This is a genomic window from Actinoplanes sp. NPDC049118, assembly GCF_040648555.1.
Taxonomy (GTDB): domain Bacteria; phylum Actinomycetota; class Actinomycetes; order Mycobacteriales; family Micromonosporaceae; genus Actinoplanes.
Genome location: NZ_JBEZDY010000023.1, coordinates 96298 through 121858, shown reverse-complemented (window position 1 = coordinate 121858; position 25561 = coordinate 96298). Strand labels below are relative to the sequence as shown.

The 25561-nt window shown below is 73.3% G+C and carries 24 protein-coding genes; 19 read left to right on the top strand and 5 right to left on the bottom strand.

All coding sequences use genetic code 11. From position 1 onward, the window contains the following. Positions 1-147: 147 nt before the first annotated feature. A complete protein-coding gene (locus tag AB0B58_RS31270; RefSeq protein WP_360230828.1) occupies positions 148-1002 on the top strand; it encodes a hypothetical protein in 855 nt (284 codons plus the stop codon). A 63-nt stretch (positions 1003-1065) separates the two neighbouring features. Continuing rightward, entirely contained in the window at positions 1066-2865 is a 1800-nt protein-coding gene (aspS, locus tag AB0B58_RS31265) for an aspartate--tRNA ligase (RefSeq protein WP_360230826.1), read from the top strand. Position 2866: 1 nt separating this feature from the next. On the opposite strand, the gene AB0B58_RS31260 is transcribed toward aspS, so the two are convergent. After that, positions 2867-3325 carry a GNAT family N-acetyltransferase gene (locus AB0B58_RS31260; protein ID WP_360230824.1) on the bottom strand — a complete coding sequence of 153 codons (459 nt, stop codon included), beginning with the start codon at positions 3323-3325 and terminating at the stop codon, positions 2867-2869. Positions 3326-3384: 59 nt separating this feature from the next. Here AB0B58_RS31260 and AB0B58_RS31255 point away from each other — a divergent pair, with 59 nt between their 5' ends. The 4 genes from AB0B58_RS31255 to AB0B58_RS31240 all read left to right on the top strand — a co-directional run bounded on the left by AB0B58_RS31255 (position 3385) and on the right by AB0B58_RS31240 (position 7140). Beyond that, positions 3385-3963 (top strand): helix-turn-helix domain-containing protein, encoded by a 579-nt coding sequence (locus tag AB0B58_RS31255; RefSeq protein ID WP_360230822.1) that lies wholly within the window; start codon positions 3385-3387, stop codon positions 3961-3963. Next, positions 3960-5240: an MFS transporter gene (locus tag AB0B58_RS31250; protein ID WP_360230820.1), complete on the top strand. Its 1281-nt coding sequence runs from the start codon at positions 3960-3962 to the stop codon at positions 5238-5240. The genes AB0B58_RS31255 and AB0B58_RS31250 overlap by 4 nt, the downstream gene beginning before the upstream one ends. 91 nt (positions 5241-5331) lie before the next feature. After that, positions 5332-5544 (top strand): hypothetical protein, encoded by a 213-nt coding sequence (locus AB0B58_RS31245; RefSeq protein ID WP_360230818.1) that lies wholly within the window; start codon positions 5332-5334, stop codon positions 5542-5544. Between the two features lie 78 nt (positions 5545-5622). Then, positions 5623-7140 (top strand): replication-associated recombination protein A, encoded by a 1518-nt coding sequence (locus AB0B58_RS31240; RefSeq protein WP_360230816.1) that lies wholly within the window; start codon positions 5623-5625, stop codon positions 7138-7140. Here AB0B58_RS31240 and AB0B58_RS31235 read toward each other — a convergent pair. Further along, entirely contained in the window at positions 7131-9737 is a 2607-nt protein-coding gene (locus AB0B58_RS31235) for a pentapeptide repeat-containing protein (protein WP_360230814.1), read from the bottom strand. The two genes, AB0B58_RS31240 and AB0B58_RS31235, sit on opposite strands and share 10 nt — an antisense overlap. A 1786-nt stretch (positions 9738-11523) precedes the next feature. Here AB0B58_RS31235 and AB0B58_RS31230 point away from each other — a divergent pair. The 8 genes from AB0B58_RS31230 (at position 11524) to AB0B58_RS31195 (ending at position 19277) form a co-directional block, all read left to right on the top strand. Further along, positions 11524-11988, top strand: coding sequence for a DUF948 domain-containing protein (locus tag AB0B58_RS31230; RefSeq protein ID WP_360230812.1), 465 nt, complete (start codon positions 11524-11526; stop codon positions 11986-11988). A 29-nt stretch (positions 11989-12017) separates the two neighbouring features. Beyond that, complete coding sequence (locus tag AB0B58_RS31225) at positions 12018-12323, top strand: hypothetical protein (RefSeq protein WP_360230810.1); 306 nt, start codon at positions 12018-12020, stop codon at positions 12321-12323. Next, complete coding sequence (alaS, locus tag AB0B58_RS31220) at positions 12320-15001, top strand: alanine--tRNA ligase (RefSeq protein WP_360230808.1); 2682 nt, start codon at positions 12320-12322, stop codon at positions 14999-15001. The genes AB0B58_RS31225 and alaS overlap by 4 nt, the downstream gene beginning before the upstream one ends. A gap of 16 nt (positions 15002-15017) precedes the next feature. Beyond that, positions 15018-15479, top strand: coding sequence for a Holliday junction resolvase RuvX (ruvX, locus tag AB0B58_RS31215; protein ID WP_184991549.1), 462 nt, complete (start codon positions 15018-15020; stop codon positions 15477-15479). Next, entirely contained in the window at positions 15476-16663 is a 1188-nt protein-coding gene (gene mltG, locus AB0B58_RS31210) for an endolytic transglycosylase MltG (RefSeq protein ID WP_360230805.1), read from the top strand. The genes ruvX and mltG overlap by 4 nt, the downstream gene beginning before the upstream one ends. Next, positions 16657-17499 (top strand): shikimate dehydrogenase, encoded by an 843-nt coding sequence (locus tag AB0B58_RS31205; RefSeq protein WP_360230870.1) that lies wholly within the window; start codon positions 16657-16659, stop codon positions 17497-17499. Before mltG ends, AB0B58_RS31205 begins: the two co-directional genes overlap by 7 nt. A 90-nt stretch (positions 17500-17589) precedes the next feature. After that, positions 17590-18768: a chorismate synthase gene (gene aroC / locus AB0B58_RS31200; RefSeq protein ID WP_360230803.1), complete on the top strand. Its 1179-nt coding sequence runs from the start codon at positions 17590-17592 to the stop codon at positions 18766-18768. Next, positions 18768-19277 carry a shikimate kinase gene (locus AB0B58_RS31195; RefSeq protein ID WP_360230801.1) on the top strand — a complete coding sequence of 170 codons (510 nt, stop codon included), beginning with the start codon at positions 18768-18770 and terminating at the stop codon, positions 19275-19277. The genes aroC and AB0B58_RS31195 overlap by 1 nt, the downstream gene beginning before the upstream one ends. Here the strand turns inward: AB0B58_RS31195 and AB0B58_RS31190 are convergent. After that, complete coding sequence (locus tag AB0B58_RS31190) at positions 19248-19949, bottom strand: alpha/beta hydrolase (protein ID WP_360230799.1); 702 nt, start codon at positions 19947-19949, stop codon at positions 19248-19250. The genes AB0B58_RS31195 and AB0B58_RS31190 overlap by 30 nt on opposite strands. Before the next feature lie 63 nt (positions 19950-20012). Between AB0B58_RS31190 and AB0B58_RS31185 the strand changes: the two genes are divergently transcribed. Continuing rightward, entirely contained in the window at positions 20013-21158 is a 1146-nt protein-coding gene (locus AB0B58_RS31185) for a YafY family protein (RefSeq protein ID WP_360230797.1), read from the top strand. Between the two features lie 18 nt (positions 21159-21176). On the opposite strand, the gene AB0B58_RS31180 is transcribed toward AB0B58_RS31185, so the two are convergent. Further along, positions 21177-21884, bottom strand: coding sequence for a Clp protease N-terminal domain-containing protein (locus tag AB0B58_RS31180; RefSeq protein ID WP_360230795.1), 708 nt, complete (start codon positions 21882-21884; stop codon positions 21177-21179). 71 nt (positions 21885-21955) lie between these two features. Between AB0B58_RS31180 and aroB the strand changes: the two genes are divergently transcribed. The 4 genes from aroB (at position 21956) to nusB (ending at position 24524) form a co-directional block, all read left to right on the top strand. After that, on the top strand, positions 21956-23032 hold the full coding sequence (gene aroB / locus AB0B58_RS31175) for a 3-dehydroquinate synthase (protein WP_360230793.1): 1077 nt from the start codon (positions 21956-21958) through the stop codon (positions 23030-23032). Further along, positions 23029-23457: a type II 3-dehydroquinate dehydratase gene (aroQ, locus tag AB0B58_RS31170; protein WP_360230791.1), complete on the top strand. Its 429-nt coding sequence runs from the start codon at positions 23029-23031 to the stop codon at positions 23455-23457. The genes aroB and aroQ overlap by 4 nt, the downstream gene beginning before the upstream one ends. 75 nt (positions 23458-23532) lie before the next feature. Beyond that, positions 23533-24090 (top strand): elongation factor P, encoded by a 558-nt coding sequence (gene efp / locus AB0B58_RS31165; RefSeq protein WP_360230789.1) that lies wholly within the window; start codon positions 23533-23535, stop codon positions 24088-24090. A 23-nt stretch (positions 24091-24113) separates the two neighbouring features. Further along, positions 24114-24524 carry a transcription antitermination factor NusB gene (gene nusB, locus AB0B58_RS31160; RefSeq protein ID WP_360230787.1) on the top strand — a complete coding sequence of 137 codons (411 nt, stop codon included), beginning with the start codon at positions 24114-24116 and terminating at the stop codon, positions 24522-24524. A 283-nt stretch (positions 24525-24807) separates the two neighbouring features. Here nusB and AB0B58_RS31155 read toward each other — a convergent pair whose 3' ends face one another. Further along, a complete protein-coding gene (locus AB0B58_RS31155) occupies positions 24808-25296 on the bottom strand; it encodes a transcriptional regulator (RefSeq protein ID WP_015624001.1) in 489 nt (162 codons plus the stop codon). Positions 25297-25561 lie beyond the last annotated feature (265 nt).

Below are 25561 nucleotides of genomic sequence, written 5' to 3'. Positions count from 1 at the left end.
GCGCGGTAATCCGTCCCGGTGACCTCCCGATTCGGGGGATGGGCCGCGGCCGGTTCGCGATCTTAGAGTGCTTCTATGCCGCTCTGCGGTGTTCTGCGCCCGATGGTGTGAGCGCACCCCTCGTCGCCATGTGAGCGGAGCCCTGCCATGTCCGTATTCCGTGCCGCCAACTCCACCACCGCCTGGCCGGTCTCGGCCGATCCCTACGACGACGGCCCGACCGAACGCCTCGCCTCCGCCGACTCGGACGGGCCCGCGGAGCCGCCACCGCGCCGCGGTGTCGTCTTCGCCGTGCTGCTGGCGATGCTCGCGATGCTCGTCTCCGCCGGGTCGGGACTGATCGCCTGGCGGGCGCTCGGCCGGGCCGACGAGGCCTTCCGCCGCTCGTATACCCCGGCGTACGTGCCGGTCAACACGTACACGGACCAGAACCTGCGCATACCGGCCGAGTGCGGCACGACGACCTTCATAGACCTGGACGAGCCGCGGGTGAACGTGCCGGGAAAGACCGGTGACCTGCGCTACCAGAGCTGGTGCGAGAAGGAGGCGGCGCCGCGGCTGGCGCTGGGGCCGGGCGCGGTGGCGGGAAGCCAACCGAATGACGCGGACGTCGGTGAGGACGGCTGCACCCGAGCGGTCCGCGCCGGCCCGCTGGGCGGCGCCACGACCGTCCCCGCGAAGAAGGGCCTGGTGCTGTGCATTCTGACCGGGCCGGCGATCCGGCGGCCCGCGGCCTCGCCCTCGGGGCCCTCGCCGTCCGGGACGCCGGCGTCCGGTGGCTCGCCGTCCACGGCCCGGTCGTCCCCGCCCGGCCCGGACGCCGGTGAGTCGCCGGAATCGGCGGCCACCTCCGGGTCGAACCCCGCGACACCGCCCGGCGCCGGCCCCGCCATCGACGCCGGTGCGGGCCGCACGGGCGTGCGGATGGTCCGGGTCGAGGTCACCGAGGTGTCCTCGAGCGGCACGGCGAACCTGCGGGCAACCTCGTGGGCCGTGCGCTGACCGCGGGGCGTAGCTGACACAATGTCAGGTGCGCCCCGTGAAATTCTGTGAGGAGACGTTTCCGTGATCCGTACCCATGACGCCGGTAGCCTGCGCGCGAGCCACGCCGGTCAGACGGTGACGCTCGCCGGGTGGGTCGCCCGCCGGCGCGACCACGGAGGCGTCATCTTCGTCGACCTGCGCGACGCCTCGGGCGTCGTCCAGGTGGTCTTCCGCGAGGAGGACGCGCACGCGCTGCGCAACGAGTTCTGTGTGCAGGTCACCGGCGAGGTAACCCAGCGACCGGACGGCAACGAGAACCCCGAGCTGCCCACCGGCGCCGTCGAGGTCACCGCCGCCGAGCTGATCGTGCTCTCCGAGGCCGCGCCGCTGCCGCTGCCCGTCGACGATGCCGTCACGGCCTCCGACGACCTGCGCCTCAAGTACCGCTACCTCGACCTGCGCCGCAGCGGCCCGGCGAACGCCCTGAAGCTGCGCAGCCGGGCCAACCAGATCGCCCGCGAGGTGCTGCACGCCCGCGACTTCAACGAGATCGAGACGCCGACCCTGACCCGGTCGACGCCCGAGGGCGCCCGCGACTTCCTGGTGCCCGTCCGCCTGCAGCCCGGCTCCTGGTACGCCCTGCCGCAGTCCCCGCAGCTGTTCAAGCAGCTGCTGATGGTCGCGGGCATGGAGCGCTACTACCAGATCGCCCGCTGCTACCGCGACGAGGACTTCCGCGCCGACCGGCAGCCGGAGTTCACCCAGCTCGACATCGAGATGTCCTTCGTCACCCAGGACGACATCATCGAGCTCGGCGAGGAGCTCGTCGTCAAGCTGTGGGGCGAGCTCGCCGGCTACCAGGTGCAGACGCCGATCCCGCGGATCACCTGGACCGACGCGATGAACCGGTACGGCTCCGACAAGCCCGACCTGCGCTACGGGGTCGAGCTGACCGAGCTGACCGAATACCTGCGCGGCACGTCGTTCCGGGTCTTCGCCGGCGCAATCGACGCCGGCGGCTACGTCGGCGCGGTGGTCATGCCCGGCGGTGCGGCCCAGACCCGCAAGGAGCTCGACGGCTGGCAGGACTGGGCCAAGGCCCGTGGCGCCCGCGGCCTGGCCTACGTGGTGCTCGACGCCGAGACCGGCGAGGCCCGCGGCCCGGTCGCCAAGAACCTGTCCGCCGAACACCTGGCCGGACTGGGTGACGCGGTCGGCGCCAAGCCCGGCGACGCCATCTTCTTCGCGGCGGCGACCGAGCGGCGCGAGGCGCAGGAGCTGCTCGGCGCGGCCCGCATCGAGATCGCCAAGCGTTCCGGCCTGATCGACGAGTCGACGTGGGCGTTCTGCTGGGTCGTCGACGCGCCCATGTTCGAGAAGACGGACGAGGGCGGCTGGACGGCCGTGCACCACCCCTTCACCTCGCCCAACGCGGAGTGGATGGACAACTTCGAACAGGCGCCGGACCGGGCGCTCGCCTACGCATACGACATCGTGGTCAACGGCAACGAGATCGGGGGCGGCAGCGTCCGTATCCACCGCGGCGACGTGCAGAGCCGGGTCTTCGACCTGCTCGGCATCTCCGCGGAGGAGGCGCAGGACAAGTTCGGCTTCCTGCTCGAGGCGTTCAAGTACGGCCCGCCGCCGCACGCCGGCATCGCGCTCGGCTGGGACCGCACCTGCATGCTGCTCTCGGGCAACGAGTCGATCCGCGAGGTCATCGCGTTCCCGAAGACCCGTGGCGGCTTCGACCCGCTGACCGGCGCGCCGACCCCGGTCACCGCGCAGCAGCGGCTGGAGGCGGGCATCGACGCGAAGCCGAAGCCCACCGCGACGCCGGGCACGGACGGCGCCGCCGTACCGGTGAAGCACTCCAACTAGGTCAACGCCCCGGGGAGAGCCGGCGCATCGCGGGATGCCCGGTGCGCCGGAAGCCGAGCGCGTGGTAGAGCGGCTCGGCCTCCGGTGACGCCCGCAGGTCCACCGCGGTGACGCCCCGCCGGTCGTACCAGCGGAGCAGCGCGGCCATGCAGGCCCGCGAGTACCCGCGGCGGCGGTACCCGGGATCGGTCGCGACGTTGTAGACGTACCCGCGGAGCCCGGTCGGGTCGCCCGGGCCCGGCAGCCGTTCGTCGATCGCGCCGACGGCGCAGGCCGCGAGCCCGGCGCCGTCCGGCCGGTCCACGACGAACGCGGCCAGCAGGTCCTCTGGGTCGCCGAGCCGGCGGCGCAGGATCGCGGTGCCCGGCTCCAGCCAGGGCCCGGTGGCCTCCAGCATCACGGTGCGCAGGCGCATGAGTTCGCCGGCGTCTCCGGCGCCCGCCCGACGGATATCGATCATGGCCGACATCCTTGCACACGAAGCTTGCATAACTTCTGTGCATAACTTATATGTAAGTCATGCAGCCGACCCAGGTGAACCTCGACACCAAGCAGATCCAGGTGCTCGCCCATCCGCTGCGTGCCCGCCTGCTCGGCCGGCTGCGGCTCGACGGCGCGGCCACCGCCACGAGGCTGGCCGAGGCGCTCGGCACCAACACCGGCGCGACCAGCTACCACCTGCGCCGGCTCGCCGACGTCGGGCTCGTCGTCGAGGACGAGGGCGCCGGGCGCGGCCGCGAGCGCTGGTGGCGCGCGGCCCACGACATGAGCAGCTGGCAGCGGGACTCGTTCGCCGGCGACCCGGACGCGCTGGCCGCCTCCGACTGGCTGGACGGCTTCGCGCTGCGGCACCTCGTCGACCGCGTCGAGCGCTGGCGGGGCGTCCGCAACGACGAGTCGCCACAGTGGCGCGCCGCGACCGGCTTCTCCGACTACCTCCTCAACCTCGGCAGCGCCCAGCTCACGGCCCTGACGGCCGAGCTCGACGCGGTCATCGAGCGATACCGCGCGCTCGGCGAGACCGAGCCGGACCCGGACGCCCGCCAGGTCCTGCTCTACCTCTACGGAGTGCCGAGAGTGGAGGGTGCTGACTCATGACCGCGCTCACCGCGGACGCCGCCCGGCGGCGGTTCCTGCTGCTGCTCGCCCTGCGCTGGTTCCCCGTCGGCCTGATGATCCCGGTCACCGTCCTGCTCCCGCTGGAACGCGGCCTCACCCTGGCCCAGTACGGCACGGCCGCCGCGCTGCAGGGCATCACCGTCCTGCTGCTGGAGCTGCCGACCGGCGGGCTGTCCGACGCCATCGGCCGCCGGCCGGTGCTGCTGCTCGCCGGCGTCATCGAACTGGCCGCCCTGTCGCTGCTGACGGTCGCCGACACGGTCCTGCTCTTCGTGATCTTCTACGTCCTGCAGGGCGTCTTCCGGGCCCTGGACAGCGGCCCGCTCGAGGCCTGGTACGTCGACCAGGCGCTCGCCGCCGACCGGCGCGCCGACATCGAGACCGGCCTGAGCCGCAGCGGCGTCGTGCTCGGCGTGGCCGTCGCGACCGGTGCCCTGGCGACCGGCGGCCTCGTCGCGCTCGACCCGTCCGGCGCGATCCCCGCGCTGACCCTGCCCGTGTACGTGGCGCTCGCGCTCCAGGTGGTGTCGCTCGTCGCCGTCGCGGTCCTGATGACCGAGCGGCGTCCGGGCCGGGGCCTGGCCGCGCTGGCCGCCTCAGTGCGCGGGGTGCCGGCCGCGATCGGCGGCGCGCTGGGCCTGCTGCGCCGCTCCCGGATCATCGTGGCGCTCGTCGCCGTCGAGGTCTTCTGGGGCTTCGGCATGATCGGTTTCGAGAGCCTGATGCCGGTCCGGCTGGCCGAGGTGGTCGGCGACACCGGCCGGGCGTCGGCGCTGATGGGCCCGGTGGGTTCGCTCGCCTGGCTGGCCTCGGCGCTGGGCGCGGCGCTGGTCCCGCTGCTCGCCCGCCGGATCGGCGCGCCGTGGACCGGCTTCACGCTGCGCATCGTGCAGGGCCTGACCCTGGTGGGCATGGCGCTCTTCGCCGGGGCCGCCGGGGTCATCGCGGCCTACCTGATCTGCTACACCGTGCACGGCGCGGCGAACCCGGTGCACAACGGTCTGCTGCACCGCCAGGTCGAGGGCCCCTACCGGGCGAGCCTGCTCTCCCTGAACTCGATGGTGTGCCAGCCGGCCGGCGCGCTCGGTCTGGTCGCGCTGACCGCGATCGCCTCGGCGGCGAGCCTGCAGGTTTCGCTGCTGGTGTCCGCGGTGGTGCTGGCGGTGGCGGCGCCGCTCTACCTGGCCGCCCGCGGCTCGGGCGCGCCCGAGCCGGCCGGGGCGGTACCGGCGGCCGAGCTGGCGCCCACGCCCTGAGCGGGCGGCCGGCGCGTTTTCGGCGGAGTTTACGCACGACCACCCGGGGGGTATCAGCACCGCAAGTGCTCTCGTCCCCCCGGAGGAACCCATGCTGGCCATCGCCGCCGCCGTAGTTTTCGGCATCTACCTGCTGCTCGACCTGCTCGACGTCCGGAACACCGACCTGTTCAACTTCCCGACGTTCGCGTCGCTCGGGCTGCTGCTGCTCTCCCTCTACCTGGCCGGCGTGGGCGCCGGCCCGCGCACCGGCACGGGCGGCTCCGGTCGCCGCTTCTACGGCCGTCGTCCCGGGCGCGGCTGATCACCCGATTCAACTACTCGGCCCGCCTTTCGGTGCATTTCCGGCACTCGAGGGCGGGCCGGTACTGTCGTTGCCGACATGGAATTCGACGGACTGTTCCCCCTGAACGAGCCGGGCGGCGTCCGCACCGCGCCACCGGCCGGTGCGGAGTCCGCCGGCTTCACCACCTGGTCGGCCGACTCGCCGCTGCCGGTCCGGATGCGCCCGGCCGGCCTGGACGAGCTCGTCGGCCAGCAGCATCTGCTCGCGCCCGGTGCCCCGCTGCGCCAGCTGGTCACCGGCACCACGCCGATGTCGGTGATCCTGTGGGGGCCGCCCGGCACCGGCAAGACCACGATCGCCCACCTCGTCGCCGGCGCCACCGACCGTAGGTTCGTCGCGATGTCGGCCCTGACGGCCGGGGTCAAGGACGTCCGGGCGGTCATCGACACGGCCCGCCGCCAGCGCCGCGCCGGCGGCCCGCCGACCGTGCTGTTCATCGACGAGGTGCACCGCTTCAGCAAGACCCAGCAGGACTCGCTGCTCTCGGCCGTCGAGGACCGCACGGTGACGCTGCTGGCGGCGACCACCGAGAACCCCTACTTCTCCGTCATCTCACCGCTGCTCTCCCGTTGCGTGCTGCTCACCCTGCAGGCGCTCGAGGAGGACGACGTGCGGCAGCTGATCCGCCGCGCGGTCACCGATCCGCGCGGCCTGGGCGGCGCGGTCACCCTCACCGCCGAGGCCGAGGACCACCTGGTACGCCTGGCCGGCGGCGACGTCCGCAAGGCGCTGACCGCGCTCGAGGCGGCGGCCGGGTCCGCGCAGGCGCAGCAGGTCACCGAGATAGACCTGGCCACCGCGGAGAAGGCGGTCGACGTGGCCGCGGTCAGATACGACCGCGACGGCGACGCGCACTACGACGTGACCAGCGCCTTCATCAAGAGCATGCGCGGCTCCGACCCGGATGCGGCACTGCACTGGCTGGCCCGGATGCTGGTCGCGGGGGAGGACCCCCGGTTCATCGCCCGGCGCATCGTGATCTTCGCGAGCGAGGACATCGGCATGGCCGACCCGCAGGCGCTGCTGGTCGCCACGGCGGCCGCGCAGGCGGTCCAGTCGGTCGGCCTGCCGGAGGCCCAACTCAACCTCGCACAGGCCGTCGTGCACCTGGCGACGGCCCCGAAGTCGAACAGCGTGACGACCGCCCTCGGCGCGGCGATGGCAGACGTGCGCGCCGGGCGCGGGGGCGCGGTCCCGGCAGCCCTACGCGACTCGCACTACGCTGGCTCGCGTGGCCTTGGTCACGGCGCGGGCTACCGCTATCCACACGACGACCCCAAGGGTGTTGTTAGGCAGCAGTATGTGCCGGATGATCTGATCGGCGTCGACTACTACGACCCGACGGACCACGGTGCGGAACGCGCGGTCGGCGAGCGGTTGCCCCGCCTGCGCAGAATCGTCCGGGGGCCGTCCTACCAGGGGCCGCCGCCTTCGGGCGGCTCGTCCCCGGGCGAGGGTGGCCCGTCACAGGGCGGGAGCAAGGCGAACGGCCCGCCCGCCGGCGGGCCCGAGGCGAACGACAGCGGCGTAGCCGCCGGAGAGGATCAGCCGTGAGCAGGCGCGGTGCCGACAGGCCCGACGACGACGCCGACCAGCGCGAACAGGCCGGCAAGAGCCGTCGCCTCTTCGGTCGCGGCCGGACGGAGGCCGTCGAGCCCGTCGAGGTGCCCCGCGAGGAGACCGGCTGGCTCGACGACCTGCGCAGCGCCAAGGAGGAGCGTTCGGCGATCGGTCCCGGCTCCGCCGAGGCGCGCACCAGCAAGAGCGGCCGCCGGGCCCCGGGCCCGGACGACCCGGTCGACGACGACTCGCCGTTCCCGGTCGCGCCCCGGTCCCCGGCCGGGCCGCCGTCCTCGGCGCCCGTCAGCGGCGCCCGGCCGCCGGGCCGCCCGCCCGCCTCCGCTGAGCGTGCGACCGGTGCCTGGCAGTCGCCGCCCGGCCAGCCCGTGCCGGGCCGCGCCGCACCCGGTCAGCCTGTGCCGGGTCAGCCGCCCGTGCCGGGCCGCGCCGCACCCGGTCAGCCCGCACCCGGTCAGCCCGTGCCGGGTCAGCCGCCCGTGCCAGGTCAAGCGCCGCCCCGGCGCGGTGCGGGCCCGGCGGAGCCCGCCGGACGGCACGCCCCGGTCGATCGGAGCGAGCCGGGCATCCGGCCCGCCGGGCGACGCGCCGCGGCGGCCGTGCCCGATCCGAGCGACGTGCCGGCTCCCGGTCACGGTCGCCGGCAGATCGAGCCGGGGCTGACGGGCGGCCGCGCGCCGACCGGATCCTTCAACGCGATCAGTCCCACCTCGGCCGTGCCCGCCTCGGGCAACGCGCCCCAGATTCCGGCGGTGCGCCCGGTCTCGCCCGGCCGCCCCGGCCCGGCCGGCCCCGCGCCCGGCGGCCGCCGCGCCGCGGTGCCGCCACCGGCCGAGGCGGGACCGCTGCCGGGCCGCCCGGTCTCGCCCGCGAGCCGCGCCGCCCGGCACCAGGAACCCGGCCGCCCGGCCGGCCACGCCCGTCCCGACCAGCCCGGTGCGCCCGGACCCGTCTCGCCGGCGCCGGGCCGCGGCCGCGGCGACCAGAGCGGCTACGTGCCCGGTCGCCCCGGCGGCGACCCGTCCGGTTTCGGCCCCGGCCGTCCCGGCGGCGACCCGTCCGGTTTCGCGCCACCCGGGCGCTCCAGCGCCGAGCCGGTGTCCGGCGGCCGCGCGGGCGCCGGACAGGGCCGGCGTGCCCGCCCCGACGCCGCCCCGGTCCCGCCGGGCCAGGCGGGCATGGGCCCGGCGCGTGGCGGTCACGCGGCGCCGGAGCAGTCCGGACCGGTCCGTGGCGGCCACGCCGCACCCGAGCAGTCCGGCGGCCACGCCGCGCCCGATGAGATCGGCGGCTTCGCGGCCGGTGGCCGGGGTACCGCGCGCCCGGCCGGCGGCTCCAGCCGTCCGGTCTCGGCGGTACCCAACGAGTCGTTCGGCTCGCGCAACTCCGCGGCGCACGCCCGCGCCGAGGGGCACCCGGCGGAGCCGGGCGGCCGGCACGGCCGTCCCGACGCCGGTCAGCAGCCCGGCGAGGCCTTCGGCCAGCACACCGGTGCCCTGCCGCCATCGGGCCGGCCGGGAGCCCGCGCGGGCGGCCAGCACGGCGCCGCCGACCCCGATGACGAGCCCGGCCCGGGCATGGGGCGCCGCGGCGCACAGGGCCCGCGCGGCCGCACCGCACCCGACCCCGCCGGACGGGGCGGGCGCGGGGCCGCGCCCGCCGCCGGCGGCCAGCCCGTGCGCGCGTCCGCGTCCGTGGTTCCGCCGGTCGTACCGGGGCGCGAGGGCGTGCGGACGCCCGCCGTGCCCGGTCGCGCGGGTGCCATGGCGGGCAGCGCCTCCGGCGTCATCGGCACGACCGGCCAGATCGCCCGAGCCGGCGAGGCCGCCGGCCGGGCGGCCGCGGCCCGCGGCGCCGGCCGCGCGCGCCCCGGCCAGCCGCAGGGCCGGCCCGTCCAGCCCGGCGCCAATCAGCCCGGTTCCGGCCAGCCCGGTCCGGGGCAGCACAGCGCGGGCCAGCACAGCGCCGGCCAGCCTGGTCCTGGCCAGCACAGTCCCGGCCAGCCTGGTCCTGGCGAGCACAGTCCCGGCCAGCCTGGTCCTGGCCAGCACAGTCCCGGCCAGCCTGGTCCTGGCCAGCACAGTCCCGGCCAGCCTGGTCCTGGCCAGCACAGTCCCGGCCAGCCCGGTCCCGGCCAGCGCAGCGCCGGCCAGCCTGGTGCCGGTCGTCCCGGCATGGGCCAGCCTGGCCAGGGTCAGCCCGGTGCCGGTCGTGCCGGCGCGGGCCAGCCGGGAGCGGGACGTCCCGGCGCAGGACAGCCCGGCGCAGGACAGGCTGGCATCGGACAGCCTGGTGCCGGGCAGCCTGGTATCGGGCAGCCCGGTGTCGGCCTTCCCGGAACCGGGCCGCAGCCTGGAGCCGGGCAGCCCGGTCAGCGGCAGCAGCGGCCGGGCAGGCAGGGAACCCAGCAGGGGCCGGGCCAACAGTCGGGTGGTCGTGCCGTGCCGGGCCGGCAGCCGGCCGGGCGTGCCGCGCCCGGTCAGCAGCCGCGTGGTGCGGCCGGCCCCGGCCAGCCGGCCGCCTTCGCCGGTCCCGGCCAGCAGGGCACCGGTCCGGTCGAGGGCGGGCAGCACAGCGCCGGCCTGGTCCGCCCGGCGCCCGGCGGCGCCGGTCCCGGCCAGCCGCCGAACGCGCCCGGCCGCAATCCGAGGGGTCCCGCGGACCAGCCGAGCGGCCTACCCGCCCCCGGCCAGCCCGGCGCCCCGCGTCCCGGCCAGCCCGGCGCCCCACGTCCCGGTCAGCCCGGCACCTTCGGCGGTCCCGGCAAGCCGGGAGGCCTCTCCGGCCCGGGCCGGCCCAGCGGCCTTCCCGGCCAGCCCGGCGGCCCGGCCGCCGGACGGCCGGAGGGCGACGACCTCACCGGCACCGGTCCGCGCCGCCCCACCAGCCTCGGCGATCCCGGTCAGCCCGCACGCGGCACGGGTGCGGTGCCCCCGGTTCGCGGCACGGGCGCGGTGCCGCCCGGTGCCGGACCGGTCCCGCCCGGACCCGGTGCCGGACCGGTCCCGCCGCCCGGCGTCGCCGTCAGGCCGGTCTCTCCGGGTCGTGGCGCGCCCGATGTGCCACGCAGCTTCGGCGGTGCGGATCTCCTGCCGGGCCGGGGCACGGTCGACGTGCCGCCCGGCGCTGTCGTCAGGCCGGTCTCTCCGGGTCGTGGCGCGCCCGATGTGCCGCGCAGCTTCGGCGGTGCGGATCTCCTGCCGGGCCGGGGCACGGCCGACGTGCCACCCGGCGTCGCCGTCAGGCCGGTCTCTCCCGGTCGCGGCGCCCCGGACGTGCCGCGCAGCCGTGGCGGCGCCGATCTCCTGCCGGGCCGCGGCACGGCGGACGTGCCGCCCGGTCGCGGCGCCGCACCGGGCCACGGCGCCACCGAGGTGCCGGGCGGGGACATCGCCGAGGCGCCCGGCCGCGGCGCTGACCGGCCGGTGCGGGGTACCGGACAGGTCGCCGTGCCCGGCCGGGGTGCCGGGCCGGTCCCGCCGCCCGTGCGGGCGAAGGCGGCCGCCGCGGTGGCCGTACCCCCGGTAGGTGAGCCCTCCGGAGCCGCGCGGGCGACGACACCGCGGCCCGCCGCGGCGGCCGCCGGGGACGAGAGCTCGCCGGGCGGCCTGCGGGGCGCCGGATCCGAGCTGCGCGCGCAGCTGCGCGAGAAGCGCCGCCTGCGGGTCCTCACCCTGGTCACGCTCAGCGTGGTCGTGCTCGGGCTGCTCCCGCTGGTCTTCGGCATCCGGGCGACGACCCGGGATCCGGTCTTCAACTCCCTCGACGCCCTGAGCGTGCCCGGCTGGGCCGACAACAAGGTCGAGGATCGCAGCAGCGGCAGCCGCTGGTGCTTCCTCGACTGCCGGTTCCGGGAGCGCACCGCGCAGTCCGACCGGCCGTTCGAGGAGACCGACAAGGTCTACTCGGCGGCCCTGGCCTCGGCCGGCTGGAAGGCCCGCGGCGGTGAGTGCACGGACCAGCCGACCACCTCCGGCAAGTACACCTGCTGGACCCGGGACGAGTTCACTCTGGACCTGTGGGTCCGGCTGCCCGAGTGCGCCGTCGACGCGGTCGCCGCGCAGGATCCGGCCACGCTGCCGTCCACCGGGCCCGACGGGGTGGTGGCCACCGCCGACCCGTCGAAGTGCACCGGATCGACCGTCAGCATCAAGGTGCAGAACGCGATCACCGACCAGCGTGGCAAGCCCGAACCGGCCGTCGATCCGTCCCTCATCGGGGAGACGCCCGACCCCGTGCTGACGAACGATCCCCTGCTGGAGCCGACACCGACGGCATCGTGACGCGCTCACCGGTCACGGACGGTAGGGTCTGCACGTTGTCACGCTGTGAGGCATCGTCAGTAGAGGAGACGCGTAGATGGACGTAACCGCCGGAGAAATCGCAGGCCTGATCGCGGCGGGCGCGTTTCTGATGCTCGTCCTGGTGCTGGCCGTGCCGATTCTCAAGCTGCGGCACACGGTGGATGCCGCCACCCAGGCGATCAACGACCTGAACGACCGGACCGGCCCTGTGCTCGGCAACGTCAACGAGACGGTGGAGAACGTGAACACCGCGCTCGGCCAGGTCCAGGTCACTTTGGACGGCGTGAACGTGCAGCTCGCCAAGGTGGACACGATGACGGAGCACGCGCAGAACGTCACCGCGAGCGTGGCGAACCTGGCCACCGTGGTGTCCGCCGCGGCCGCCAATCCGTTGATCAAGGTGGCCTCGTTCGGGTACGGCCTGCGCAAGGCCGCCGCCGCCCGCCGGCACGCCGAGGACGAGCGTGAGGTCCGCGCCACCCTCAAGCAGCGCCGTAAGGCCGCCCGCGCGGCCCGCTGATCATTTTCGAACCGGGAAGGAAGACCGCCATGAAGCGGCTGCTCTGGCTGGGCGTCGGCCTGGCCGTCGGCGCCATCATCGTGCGCAAGGTCACCCGCAAGGCCAACGAGTTCACTCCGACCGGCATCGCCACGTCCCTCTCGGAATCCGCTGGCGGTCTCGTCGAGTCGCTGCGTAGCTTCGTGGATGACGTCCGCGAGGGGATGGCCGAGCGCGAGCACGAGATCCACGAGGCCTTCGCCGCGGGCGAGCTCTACCAGGACAAGTTCGCCGAGCTGCGCGAGGACGCGCAGGACGGCACACCCGGGCGGGAAGCCCAGGAGGGTCAGCGATGAAGACGGCGGAGATCAAGCGGCGCTACCTTGCGCATTTCGAGGCCAACGGGCACACGGTCGTGCCGAGTGCCCCGCTGCCCGCTATCGAGGACCCGAACCTGCTGTTCATCAACGCCGGCATGGTGCAGTTCGTGCCGTTCTTCCTCGGCCAGCGCCAGGCGCCGTACGACCGCGCGGTCAGCGTGCAGAAGTGCATCCGGACGCCGGACATCGACGAGGTCGGCAAGACGTCGCGGCACGGCACGTTCTTCCAGATGAACGGCAATTTCTCGTTCGGTGACTACTTCAAGGCGGAGGCGATCCGCCTCGCCTGGGAGCTGTCGACCAACCCGGTCGAGAAGGGCGGCTTCGGGCTGGACCCGAGCCGGATCTGGACGACCGTCTACCTCGACGACGACGAGGCCTTCGAGATGTGGCGCGCCACCGGCGTGCCCGCCGAGCGGATCGTGCGCCGGGGTAAGAAGGACAACTGGTGGCACATGGGCATCCCCGGCCCGGGCGGCACCTGTTCCGAGCTGTTCTACGACCGCGGCGCCGAGTACGGCGCGGAGGGCGGCCCGGAGGTCGACGAGGACCGGTACATGGAGTTCTGGAACCTCGTCTTCATGCAGTACGAGATCACCGACGTGAAGAGCAAGGAGAACTTCACGATCGTCAGTGATCTGCCCAAGAAGAACATCGACACCGGCATGGGCCTGGAGCGGGTCGCGTCGATCCTGCAGGGCGTCGACAACCTCTACGAGATCGACGAGGTCAAGCCGATCCTGGCGCGGGCGGCGGAGCTGTCCGGCAAGGTCTACGGCGCGCACTCGGGCCACGAGGCCGGCAAGTCGCACCCCGACGACGTACGGCTGCGGGTGATCGCGGACCACGTCCGTACCGCGCTGATGCTCATCGGGGACGGCGTGACCCCGTCGAACGAGGGTCGCGGGTACGTGCTGCGCCGCATCATGCGCCGGGCGATCCGGGCGATGCGCCTGCTCGGCTGGCAGGGCGCGACCTTCCCCGAGCTGCTGCCGGTGGCGCGCGACTGCATGTCCCCGTCGTACCCGGAGCTGGCGCAGGAGTTCGGCCGGATCTCCACGTACGCGTACGCGGAGGAGGAGGCGTTCCTGTCCACGCTGCGCGCGGGCACGACGATCCTCGACTCGGCGATCACCGAGACCAAGAAGTCGGGCGGGGCGAAACTCAGCGGCGCGCAGGCGTTCCAGCTGCACGACACGTACGGCTTCCCGATCGACCTGACCCTGGAGATCGCGTCGGAGCAGGGCCTCGACGTCGACCAGGAGGGCTTCCGCCGGCTGATGGCCGACCAGCGGTCCCGCGCGAAGGCGGACGCCGCCGCGCGCAAGACGGGCCACGCGGACCTGTCGGCGTACCGCGCGGTGCTCGACGACGGCGGCCCGGTGGAGTTCACCGGTTACGCGGAGGTCACCCGGGAGTCGCGGGTGCGCGCGTTGCTCGGCGACGGCGGCAGCATCGCGGCGGCCGGCGAGGGCGACTACGTCGAGCTGGTGCTCGACACGACCCCGTTCTACGCGGAGGGCGGCGGCCAGCAGGCCGACACCGGCCTGATCAACGTCGGCGGCGGGCAGGTCGAGGTCGTCGACGTGCAGCAGCCGCTGCCGGGCCTGATCGTGCACAAGGCGCGGGTCGTCCGCGGCGAGGTGCGCGCGGGGGAGACGGGCTACGCCGAGATCGACGTGACCCGCCGCAAGGCGATCTCGCGCTCGCACACGGCGACCCACCTGATCCACCAGACGATGCGGGCGTTCCTCGGCGAGTCGGCGACCCAGGCGGGTTCGCTGAACGCGCCGGGCCGGTTGCGCTTCGACTTCAACACGCCCGGCGCGGTCTCCCCGGGCGTGCTGCACGACGTGGAGCAGCAGGTCAACGAGGTGCTGCTGCGTGACCTCGAGGTACATGCGTTCATCACCACCCAGGAAGAGGCCCGCCGGCTCGGCGCCATGGCCCTGTTCGGGGAGAAGTACGGCGATGAGGTCCGCGTGGTTGAAGTCGGCGACTACGCGCGTGAACTCTGCGGCGGCACGCACGTGGCGCGCTCGGGTCAGCTCGGCCTGGTGAAGATCCTGAACGAGTCGTCGATCGGCTCCGGCGTACGCCGGGTCGAGGCGCTGGTCGGCATCGACGCGTTCGGGTTCCTGGCCAAGGAGCACCTGCTCGTCTCGCGGCTCGCGGAGCTGTTCCGGGTGCCGGGCGACCAGGTCGCGGACCGGGTCGAGCAGACCGTCACGGCGCTGCGCGACGCGGAGAAGGAGCTCGAGAAGATGCGCGCGCAGCTGGTCCTCGGCGGCGCGGGCGCGCTGGCCGAGCAGGCGCGCGACCTGCGCGGCGTCGCATATGTCGGTACCGAGGCACCCGAGGGCGCGGCGACCAACGACGTGCGTACCCTGGCCCAGGAGATCAGAGGGAAGATCGACCCGGCCCGCCCGGCGGTGGTCGCGGTCGCGGCCCGGTCGAACGGCAAGGCGTCACTGATTGTAGCGATCAACCCGGCGGCGAGGAGTCGTGGCCTGTCGGCGGCGGACCTGGTCAAGGGCGCCCTCTCCGGGCGGGGCGGCGGCAACGCGGACCTCGCCCAGGGCGGCGGAGTGCCCGCTGACCAGGTAAAAGAGCTGCTGACGGCGGTGGAGAAGGCGGTCGGCGAGGCTGCCTGAGAGGAAGGCCGGCTCAATGAACGCGTTGCCGCGGGGTAGGCGGCTGGGCGTAGATGTGGGTAAGGTCCGCGTCGGGGTCGCACTCAGTGACCCTGACGGGATCTTGGCCACCCCCCTGGTCACAGTTGCCCGTGACATGGGTGCGGCGCCCGACGCCGTCCCCGGCGACATAGCTGAGCTCGTGCGTCTCGTGGGGGAACACGAGGCGGTGCAGATCGTGGTCGGCCTCCCCGTGCGCCTCAATGGCGCCGAGGGGGCTGCCGCCATCGACATTCGTGCGTACGCTGGGCGACTGGAACGTGCGGTCGGGCACGTTCCGGTCGTCCTGACGGACGAGAGGATGTCGACCGTGGTCGCAACCCGTAGGCTTGCCGAACGTGGCGTCCGAGGGAAGCGCCAGCGGGCGGTCGTCGACCAGGCGGCCGCGGTGGAGATCCTGCAGAGCTGGCTGGACGCGCAGCGGAGGCAGACGAGATGATCGACGAGCTGGACCTGGCGTTCGACGAACAGGTCGACAAGACCAAGCCCCGCCACCGGCGGGGCTCCCGGGGCTCGAAGGGCAAGGGCGGCAAGTCCGTCGTCGCCTTCCTGATGGTGTTCATCCTGCTGGGCGTGCTCGGCGTCGGCGGATACCTCGGCTACGAGAAGATCAAGGGCTTCTTCACGGCGGCCGACTACGACGGCCCCGGCACCGACCCGGTGCAGGTCTCGATCGCCAAGAACGCCACTCTGACCGACATCGGCAACACCCTGGTCGACGCCGACGTCGTGAAGAGCACCGCCGCGTTCACCGCGGCGGCGGACGAGAACCCCAAGGGCAAGAACATCCAGTCGGGCACCTACAACCTGCGCAAGCAGATGGCCGCCGAGCAGGCCGTGACGCTGCTGCTGGACCCGAAGTCGCGGGTGGTCAGCGGCGTGGTGATCCCCGAGGGCAAGACCGCCCGGCAGACCTACGAGATCCTCGCCAAGGGCACCGGCCTGCCGTTGAAGGACTTCCAGGAGGCGGCGAAGGATCCGGAGGCGCTGGGCGTTCCGGACTTCTGGTACAACCGTCGCGACGGCAAGAAGGCGGCGAACACCAGCATCGAGGGCTTCCTGTTCCCCGACACCTACGAGTTCCCGCCGAAGTCGACCGCGTCCGAGATCCTCGGCATCATGGTGCAGCGGTTCCTCAGCGTCACCGGCGAGCTCAAGTTCGTGGAGAAGGTGGAGAACAACCTCTCCGTCTCGCCGTACGAGGCGTTGATCGTGGCGTCGCTGAGCCAGGCGGAGGCAGGCATCGCGGCGGACCTGCCCAAGGTGTCCCGAGTGGCCTACAACCGGGCATACAAGGAAAAGATGCCGCTGCAGTTCGACGTGACCACGAACTACTGGCTCGACCTGCAGGACAAGAGCGGCAAGCACTCCGGCAAGATGACCCAGGCCGAGCTGGAGGACCCGAAGAACCCGTACACCACGGAGCTCCGGGTCGGCCTGCCGCTGGGCCCGATCAACAGCCCCGGCGAGGCGGCGCTCAAGGGCGCCGAGGCGCCGGCCGCCGGCCCGTGGCTGTTCTTCGTCGCGGTGGACAAGAGCGGCAGGTCGGCGTTCGCCACCACCAACGCCGAGCACGAAGCCAACATCCAGAAGGCCTGTCAGAACGGCATCCCACTCTGTTGACGGACCAGGTCAAGCCCTGTCGCGCCGCGGTCTGCGGCAAGCCGATCGGTCATTCGCTGTCTCCGGTGATCCACACCGCGGGCTTCGCGGCCGCCGGCCTGCTGAGCTGGACGTACGGCGCCTTCGAGTGCGCCGAGGGCGAGTTGGGCGACCTGGTGGCCGGCCTCGGCCCGGAGTGGGCCGGCCTGTCGGTGACGATGCCGCTGAAGGAGGCGGCGCTGCGGCTGGCCGCGGAGGCGTCGCCGGTCGCGGTCGCGACCGGCGCGGCCAACACCCTGGTACGCCGGCCCGACGGCACCTGGTACGCCGACAACACCGACGTGCCGGGCATGATCCACGTGCTGGAGGGCGCGGGCCTGCCCCGCAAGCCGGTCTTCACCGTCCTGGGCGGCGGCGGCACGGCGCGCGCCGCGCTCGCCGCGGCGGCCGGGTTCGGCGCCACCGAGGTGACGGTGGTGACCCGCCGGCCGGAGGCGAGGGACGAGCTGGCGCCGGCCGCGGAGGCGCTCGGCGTGAAGATCGTCGGCCGGGCGTGGTCGGAGGCGCCGGCCGCCTTCGACGCGGACGCCGTCATCTCGACGGTGCCGAAGGGCGCGGCCGACGAGCTGGCGACGGCCGTGCGCTGGTGGCCGGGCGCGGTGCTCTTCGACGCGATCTACGACCCGTGGCCGACCCCGCTCGCCGCCGAGGCGGCGCGCCAGGGCGTGCGGGTGGTGTCCGGACTCGACCTGCTGCTGGCGCAGGCGCTTGGCCAGTTCGAGCAGTTCACCGGGGTGGCGCCGGCCCCGGAGCGCGCCATGCGCGCGGCGCTGACCGCGGCCGCCGGAACCCGGTGACCCGGCGCCGGTGACCGGCGACGGGTCCGTAAGGCGGGACGGCGGCCACCGGGAGGCGTCCGGCGACGCGAGCGTGCCAGACTGTGACTCGTGTTGCGTTGGCTAACCGCAGGTGAATCCCATGGCCCCGCGCTCGTCGCGCTCCTCGAAGGGGTGCCCGCCGGTGTGCGAGTGACGAGTGCGGACATAGGCCGCGACCTCGCGCGCCGCCGTCTCGGCTACGGCCGGGGCGCGCGGATGGCGTTCGAGCAGGACGAGATCGAGATCATCGGCGGCGTACGCCACGGTGTGACGCTCGGCAGTCCGGTCGCGGTCCGCGTCGGCAACTCGGAGTGGCCGAAGTGGCGCATGGTCATGGCCGCCGACCCGGTCGACCCGGAGGAGCTCGCGGCGCAGGCCCGCAACGCGCCGCTGACCCGTCCCCGGCCGGGCCACGCCGACCTGGCCGGCATGCAGAAGTACGGGCACACCGACGCCCGGCCGATCCTCGAGCGCGCCAGCGCCCGGGAGACCGCGGCCCGCGTCGCCGTCGGCGTCGTCGCGAAGGCGATCGTCAAGCAGGCGCTGGGCATCGACATCGTCTCGCACGTCGTCGAGCTGGGCTCGGTCTCGGCGAAGGCGGGCCTGATACCCAGGCCCGAGGACGCCGACAGGATCGACGCCGACCCGCTGCGCTGCCTCGACCCGGAGGCGAGTGCCCGCATGGTGGCCGAGGTCGACGCGGCGAAGAAGGACGCGGACACCCTCGGCGGCATCGTCGAGGTGCTCGCCTGGTCCGTACCGCCGGGCCTCGGGTCCCATGTGCAGTGGGACCGCAAGCTGGACGCTCGGCTGGCCACCGCCCTGATGTCCATCCAGTCCGTCAAGGGCGTGGAGATCGGCGACGGCTTCACCCAGGCCCGCTCGCGCGGCTCGGTCGCCCACGACGAGATCATCCCGACCGCGGACGGCGTCCGCCGGATCACCGACCGGGCCGGCGGCCTCGAGGGCGGCATCACCAACGGGGAGAACCTGCGCGTCCGCGCCGCGATGAAGCCGATCTCCTCGCTGAACCGCGCCCTGCAGACCGTCGACGTCAACACGGGCGAGGCCACCACCGCGATCAACCAGCGCTCGGATGTCTGCGCGGTGCCGGCCGGCGCGGTGGTCGCCGAGTCGATGGTCGCGCTGGTGCTGGCCGAGGCCGCGACGGAGAAGTTCGGCGGAGACTCGGTCGCCGAGATGCGCCGCAACCTGGCCGGCTACCTCGACAGTCTGCTGATCCGCTGATGGCTCCCGTCGCGGTCGTCGTCGGGCCGCCCGGTGCGGGCAAGACCACGGTCGGCCTGGCGGCCGCGGAGCTGCTCGGCGTCGAGTTCGCGGACACCGACCACCTGATCGAGGCCAGGGCGGGCAAGCCGATCCCGGAGATCTTCTTCGACGACGGCGAGCCGGCCTTCCGCACCCTCGAGCGCGCCGTGATCGCCGAGGCCCTCGGCTCCTTCGGGGGCGTGCTGGCGCTCGGCGGCGGCGCGATCCTGCACGAGGGCACCCGCGACTCGCTGCGCGGGCACACGGTGGTGTTCCTCTCCGTCGAGCTGTCCGACGCGGTCAAGCGGGTCGGGCTCGGCGCGGGCCGCCCGCTGCTCAGCATGAACCCGCGGGCGACCCTGAAGTACCTGATGGAGCAGCGCCGCCCGCTGTACGCGTCGGTGGCCACCCACACGATAGCCACCGACGCGCGCACGCCCGGCGAGGTCGCCGAGGAGCTAGTGGCACTTCTCAAGAACGCCGGCTAGCGCGGCCGGCTCGCTGAGCATCGGCCAGTGCCCGGTGGGCAGCGAGACGATCTCGGCCTCGGCGAGGCCCGAGAAGAACGGGTGACCGGCGGCCATCATCTCCTTGACCGCCTCGACCGGGAAGCTGCACGCCACCAGCGTCGTCGGCAGGTCCTCTGAGGTGGCCCGAGCGCCGAGCGGCTGCACCACCGACGCGGCCGGGTGCGGCGTGCCGAGGGTCCGCAGCAGCGTCAGGGCGGCCTCGTCGAGCCCGGCGAGCAGCACGGGATCCTTCCCGGCGTCCCAGTCGCGCGTCGGCACCGCGTCGCCGTCGGGCGCGGGCTCCGGCGTCATCGAGGCCTGTGTCGTTCCGACGGGCAGCGGCCCGCCGTCCACATAGACCACCCGGGCGATCCGGTCCCGCAGCCGCAGGGCCGCGGCGCTGACCGGCATGCCGCCGTAGCTGTGCCCGACCAGCACCACGTCGCGCAGGTCCTCGGCCTCGACGAGCCGGACGATGTCCTCGGTGTGCAGCTCCAGGTCGGTGCCGGGGCCGAGCAGGTGCGCGCGGTCGGCGACCCCGGTCAGCGTCAGCGGGAAGACCTCGTGCCCGGCGTCGCGCAGGGCCGCCGTCACCTCGCGCCATGCCCAGGCGCCGATCCACATGCCAGGAACCAGTACGTATGTCGTCATGTCCATCACGCTAGAGCCAATACCGGACGGTTTCCGCCCGGTATGAGGAGCAGAATCGAGGACATGCCGCATCCCGCCTCGCGCGTCCTCGCCATGTTGGAGCTGTTGCAGGCCCACCGCCGGATGACCGGGGGAGACCTCGCCGCGCGACTCGCGGTCGACGAACGGACCGTCCGCCGGTACGCGGGGACGCTCGCCGAGCTGGGCATCCCGGTGACCTCGGAGCGCGGGCGGTACGGCGGCTACCGGTTGCTGCCGGGCTTCAAGCTGCCGCCGCTGATGCTCACCGACGACGAGGCGGTGGCGGTGATGCTCGGGTTGATGGCCGCCGACCGGATCGGGCTGGCCGCCGGCTCCCCGGCGAACGCGGCCGCCGAGGCGAAGATCACGCGGGTACTCCCGGCGGCGCTGGCCGAGCGGCTGGCGGCGTTGCGGGCCAGCCTGGGCCTGACGATCCGCGGCCCGGCGCCGCGGGAGCCGGACGCGCCGCCCGGTGCCGGGGCGCCCGGCACCGACGGCGGGCCTACCATCGCGGACCTTCTGCTCACCCTCGGCGCCGCGACCCGCGGTACCCAGCGCCTGGACCTGACCTACCGCGCGGGCCGGCGACCGGTACCCGCCGCCGAGCCGGGCGGTGACCGCCGGGGCGGTGACGGTCCGCTTGGTGGCCGTTCCCGTGGTGACGGTCCGTATGGGGAAGGCCCGGGCGGCGCCGGGCCCGGCGAGGCACCCGGCGCGGACGAGCGGCGGCTGCCGGTCACCCGCCGGGTGGTGGATCCCTACGGCCTGGTCTTCCACGGCGGCCGCTGGTACCTCGTGGCACACGACCATCGCAGCGACGAGGTGCGTTCGTTCCGCCTCGACCGGATAGTCACCGTCCGGCCCACCGGCGCGGGCTTCGAGGCGCCGCCGAACTTCGACGCGGTGGCACACGTGACCCGGCAGTGGGCGGGGCTGCCCTGGAGGTGGGAGGTCGAGGTGCTGATCGACGCGGACGTCGCGCAGGTGCGGCGCCGGATCCCCGCGGCCCTCGCCGACCTCACCGAGGCGGCCGAGGGGGTGCGGCTGAGCTGCCGGGTGCAGAGCCTGCCCGGCATGGCGCAGATGCTGGCCGGGCTGGGCTGGCCGTTCACGGTGGTCCGGCCGGACGAACTGCGCACCGCGATCGTGGAGCACGCCGCTCAGCTCGTCCGCTGCGCCGAGCGCTGAGCTCGAGCACCGGGGGCCTCAGCCGACGCGCTCCTCGAGGCGCTCGATGCGCCGCAGCAGCGGGGCGAGTTCCGCGCGGACCGCGGTGAGCAGCCCCGGCGCCGCGGCCGGGCTCGGGGTGCTCGCGCGCAGGTGTGCGTAGCCGGCCAGGGCGACGATCACCGCCCGGCGGGTCGCGCGGGAGTCCGCGCCGAGATCCCGCAGGGTCCGCCCGGCCTGCCCGTCGGGCTCGGTGGCCAGGCCGAGCAGCAGATGCTCGCAGCCCACGTAGTTGTGCCCGAGGCCGGTCGCCTCGGCGACGGTCAGCTCGACGGCGTTCGCCGCCGCGGTGCTGAACCGCAGGCCGTCGCCCCCGCCGGCCTCGGCCGCGTCCGGCACCGTGATCGTGCCCGGGTCGATCTCCATCGCGGCGAGGATCTGCAGGGCCAGGTTGCCGCCCTCGGCGAGCATGCCGTGCAGGAGATGGCCGGTGGTGACGTTCGGCGCGCCCGCGCCGCGGGCCCGGTCGACGGCCAGGGAGAGCGCCGTGACCGCCCGCGCGGTGAACTGGGGCAGCCGGCCGGCGAGCTCGGCGCCGTCGAGCTCCCCCCGCACGGTCTGCCGGACGCCGGTGATCCGGCGGACCGCCTGCTCCAGGGCGCGCTGGCAGACGGCGGAGACGGGTACGCCGGTTTCGCGGACGGCGTCGGCGAGTTCGTCGGGCAGGTAGACGTTGATTTTCGGCATGCCCGCAGATATAACCCCCGTTGGGGTTACATGTCTATAACCCCATCTCGCGGTCACTAGGATCGGGGCCGATGGATGACGTGACGCGAATCCCTGTGCCCGGCGACCGGCCTTACGACGTGCTCGTCGGCCGTGGACTGACCGGAGCCCTGCCCGAGCTGGTCGGCGGTGCCGTGCGCGCCGCGATCCTGCACGCACCCCCGCTCAAGGAGCGCGCCGCGGCGATCGCCGACGCGCTGTCCGCGGCGGGCATCCGGCCGCTGCCGGTCGAGGTGCCCGACGCCGAGGCCGGCAAGTCGATCGACGTGGCCGCGCGCTGCTGGGACGAGCTCGGCGCGGCCGGCTTCACCCGCACGGACGTGGTCGTCGGAGTCGGCGGGGGAGCGGTCACCGACCTGGCCGGGTTCGTCGCGGCGAGCTGGCTGCGCGGCGTGCGCTGGGTGCCGGTCAGCACGTCGCTGCTCGGCATGGTCGACGCGGCCGTCGGAGGCAAGACGGGCGTCAACACGGCCGCGGGCAAGAACCTGGTCGGCGCGTTCCATCCACCCGCCGGCGTGCTCTGCGACCTCGACGTGCTCGACACGCTGCCCGCCGACGACCTGGTGGCGGGCCTGGCCGAGGTCGTCAAGTGCGGCTTCATCGCCGACCCGGCGATCCTCGATCTGGTCGAGGGCGACCCGGCCGCCGCGGTCGACCCGCGCAGCGCGGTACTGCGTGAGCTGGTCGAGCGCGCGATCCGGGTCAAGGCACACGTGGTCGGCAACGACCTGCGCGAGTCCGGCCTGCGGGAGATCCTCAACTACGGCCACACCCTCGCGCACGCGATCGAGAAGAACGAGAACTACGGCTGGAAGCACGGCCACGCGGTGGCCGTCGGGGTCGTCTACGCGGGCGAGCTGTCCCGCCTGACCGGCCGCCTCGACGAGGCGACCGCCGCCCGGCACCGCACGGCCATGTCGCTGCTGGGCCTGCCGGTCTCGTACCCCGCCGGCGCCTGGCCCGAGCTGCTCGCCGCGATGCGCGTCGACAAGAAGGCCCGCGCCGACACCCTGCGCTTCGTGGTCCTCGACGGCCTCGCCCGGCCGGGCATCCTCGCCGGGCCCGCCGAGGAGACGCTGATCGAGGCCTACCGGGCGGTGTCGGCATGAAGGTCTACGTCCTCAACGGCCCGAACCTGGGCCGGCTCGGCACCCGCCAGGTCGACGTCTACGGGGTCACCTCGTACGCCGATCTGGTGGCGATGTGCGAGGCGGAAGGCAGGTCTCTCGGCCTCGACGTCGAGGTCAGGCAGACCGACGCCGAGCACGAGATGCTGGGCTGGCTGCACGCCGCCGCCGACGAACCGGCGCCGGTGGTGCTCAACCCGGGCGCCTGGTCCCACTACTCGTACGCGGTCCGGGACGCGTGCGCCATGCTCCGCGCGCCGCTGGTCGAGGTGCACATCTCCAACATCCACGCCCGTGAGGAGTTCCGGCACCACTCGGTGATCTCGGCGGTGGCGACGGGTGTCATCGCGGGCCTCGGGGTGGACGGCTACCGCCTGGCGCTGCGGCACATCGCGGGAAGCGGTTGACCCGATTCGCCGGTTCATGACCTACGCCGGTAAACTCGATCGGTCACCTTCACGCTTTTTAGACCAAGGCAGGACATGGCTTCCACCAACGACCTGAAGAACGGCCTGGTGCTCAACCTCGAGGGCGACCTGTGGGCCGTCGTCGAGTTCCAGCACGTCAAGCCGGGCAAGGGTGGGGCGTTCGTGCGCACCACGCTCAAGAACGTCCTTTCCGGCAAGGTCGTGGACAAGACGTTCAACGCCGGCACCAAGGTCGAGACCGCGACCGTGGACAAGCGCACGATGCAGTACCTCTACCAGGACGGCGAGGACTTCGTCTTCATGGACCTGGACACCTTCGAGCAGATCCACGTGCCCGGCGGCACGGTCGGTGAGAACGCCAACTACCTTCTCCCCGAGGCCGAGGCCACGGTGGCGACGCACGAGGGCGTTCCGCTCTACATCGAGCTGCCGACCAGCGTCTTCCTCGAGGTGACCTACACGGAGCCGGGCCTGCAGGGCGACCGCTCCACCGGCGGCACCAAGCCGGCGACGGTCGAGACCGGCGCGACGGTAAACGTCCCGCTCTTCATCACCACCGGCGAGAAGATCAAGGTCGACACCCGCGACGGCCGTTACCTCGGCCGTAGCTGATGGCGGAAGGCCCGAAAACCCAGATGCCGGCGCGCCGCAAGGCGCGCAAACGGGCGCTGGACGTTCTCTACGAGGCGGATCTCCGCGACCTGCCGCCGGGCCAGGTCATGACGACATACCTGGACCGCATCGAGAAGCCCCGCCCCGACCACCTGGACTACACGATCAGCCTGGTCGAGGGCGTGGCGAAGAACCTCGACCGCATCGACGAGCTGATCGCGAGCTACGCGGAGGGCTGGACCATCGACCGCATGCCGGTCGTGGACCGGAACCTGGCGCGGATCGCGGTCTTCGAACTGCTCTACGTCGGCGAGATCGACGACCCCGTCGCGATCTCCGAAGCGGTCGAACTGGCGAAGCAGATGTCCACCGACGACAGCCCGAGATTCCTCAACGGCATCCTGGGCAGAATCGCGGAATTCGCCACGCGCTGAGGCCGTTCTGCCGATCTTGCGGAATTGCCCGGCGGACCGGATGGAAATCCCGACAGTCCCGCCGTGCGCGGAATCGGCGCGGGCGGTGACTGTGCGTTGACCTCGCGCTTTGTAGTCATCGTGGGGTCCGCGGACGAGGGTTGCGCTTCGTAATTGGCCGGGCCGGTTGATCATTTTCTAGGACCCGCCCCGCGGATCTTGTAGATCGCGATCGACCGGTTTCCCGCGGAGCGGGTATGCGAAAAGGGGGCCCGGCCGGGGCCCCCTTTTCGTTACCGCTGGATCAGGATGCGAAGAACGCCCGCGGGTCGGCGACGAGCACACCCTGCTCGGTCAGGCGCTCGATGAGGCCGGACGGCGAGATGTCGTAGACGATGGCGAGGGCGCGCAGGTCATCCGCGCGGATGGACAGCACGCGACCGTTGTAGTCACCGCGCTGCTGCTGTATGGCCCGGGCGTAGCGCGCGACGTAGGCCAGGTCCTCACCGGCGGCGTCGTACAACTTCTCCAGGTCCAGGACGATCTTGTTGGTGGCCTCGAGCCGGACGCCGCTGCCGTCAGGCAGCAGTTCCGAAACGGGGACCCGGTAGAAGTCGGCCAGTTCGGCGAGGCGGGAAACGGTGACGGCGCGATCGCCACGCTCGTACGAGCCCACCACGACGGCTTTCCACCGGCCGTTCGACTTCTCTTCCACACCCTGCAGGGAAAGGCCCTGCTGCTGGCGGATGGAGCGCAGGCGGGCGCCCAACGACTTGGCGTACTCAGACGGCATTCGGACACTCCCAGTACTGTGCTGGCCCGGAGGGTTCTTCCTCAGGATCGCTACGCTGCGTGACGGTACGGAGTTTGCGACCCCTGGTCAAGTGTCGGTTACCGATGAGTCGCAAAGCCGGGGGGCGAGTTGTCCGTATTGGCCCGTCTGGTCCGAGGGTCGGCCACGTCACCATGGTCATCCCCACGCACACTGGTAACGTAGCGTCAGCCATCAGGGCGCCCCCTTCGGGCCACCTGACCGACATCCTTTAACGACCCGTCCA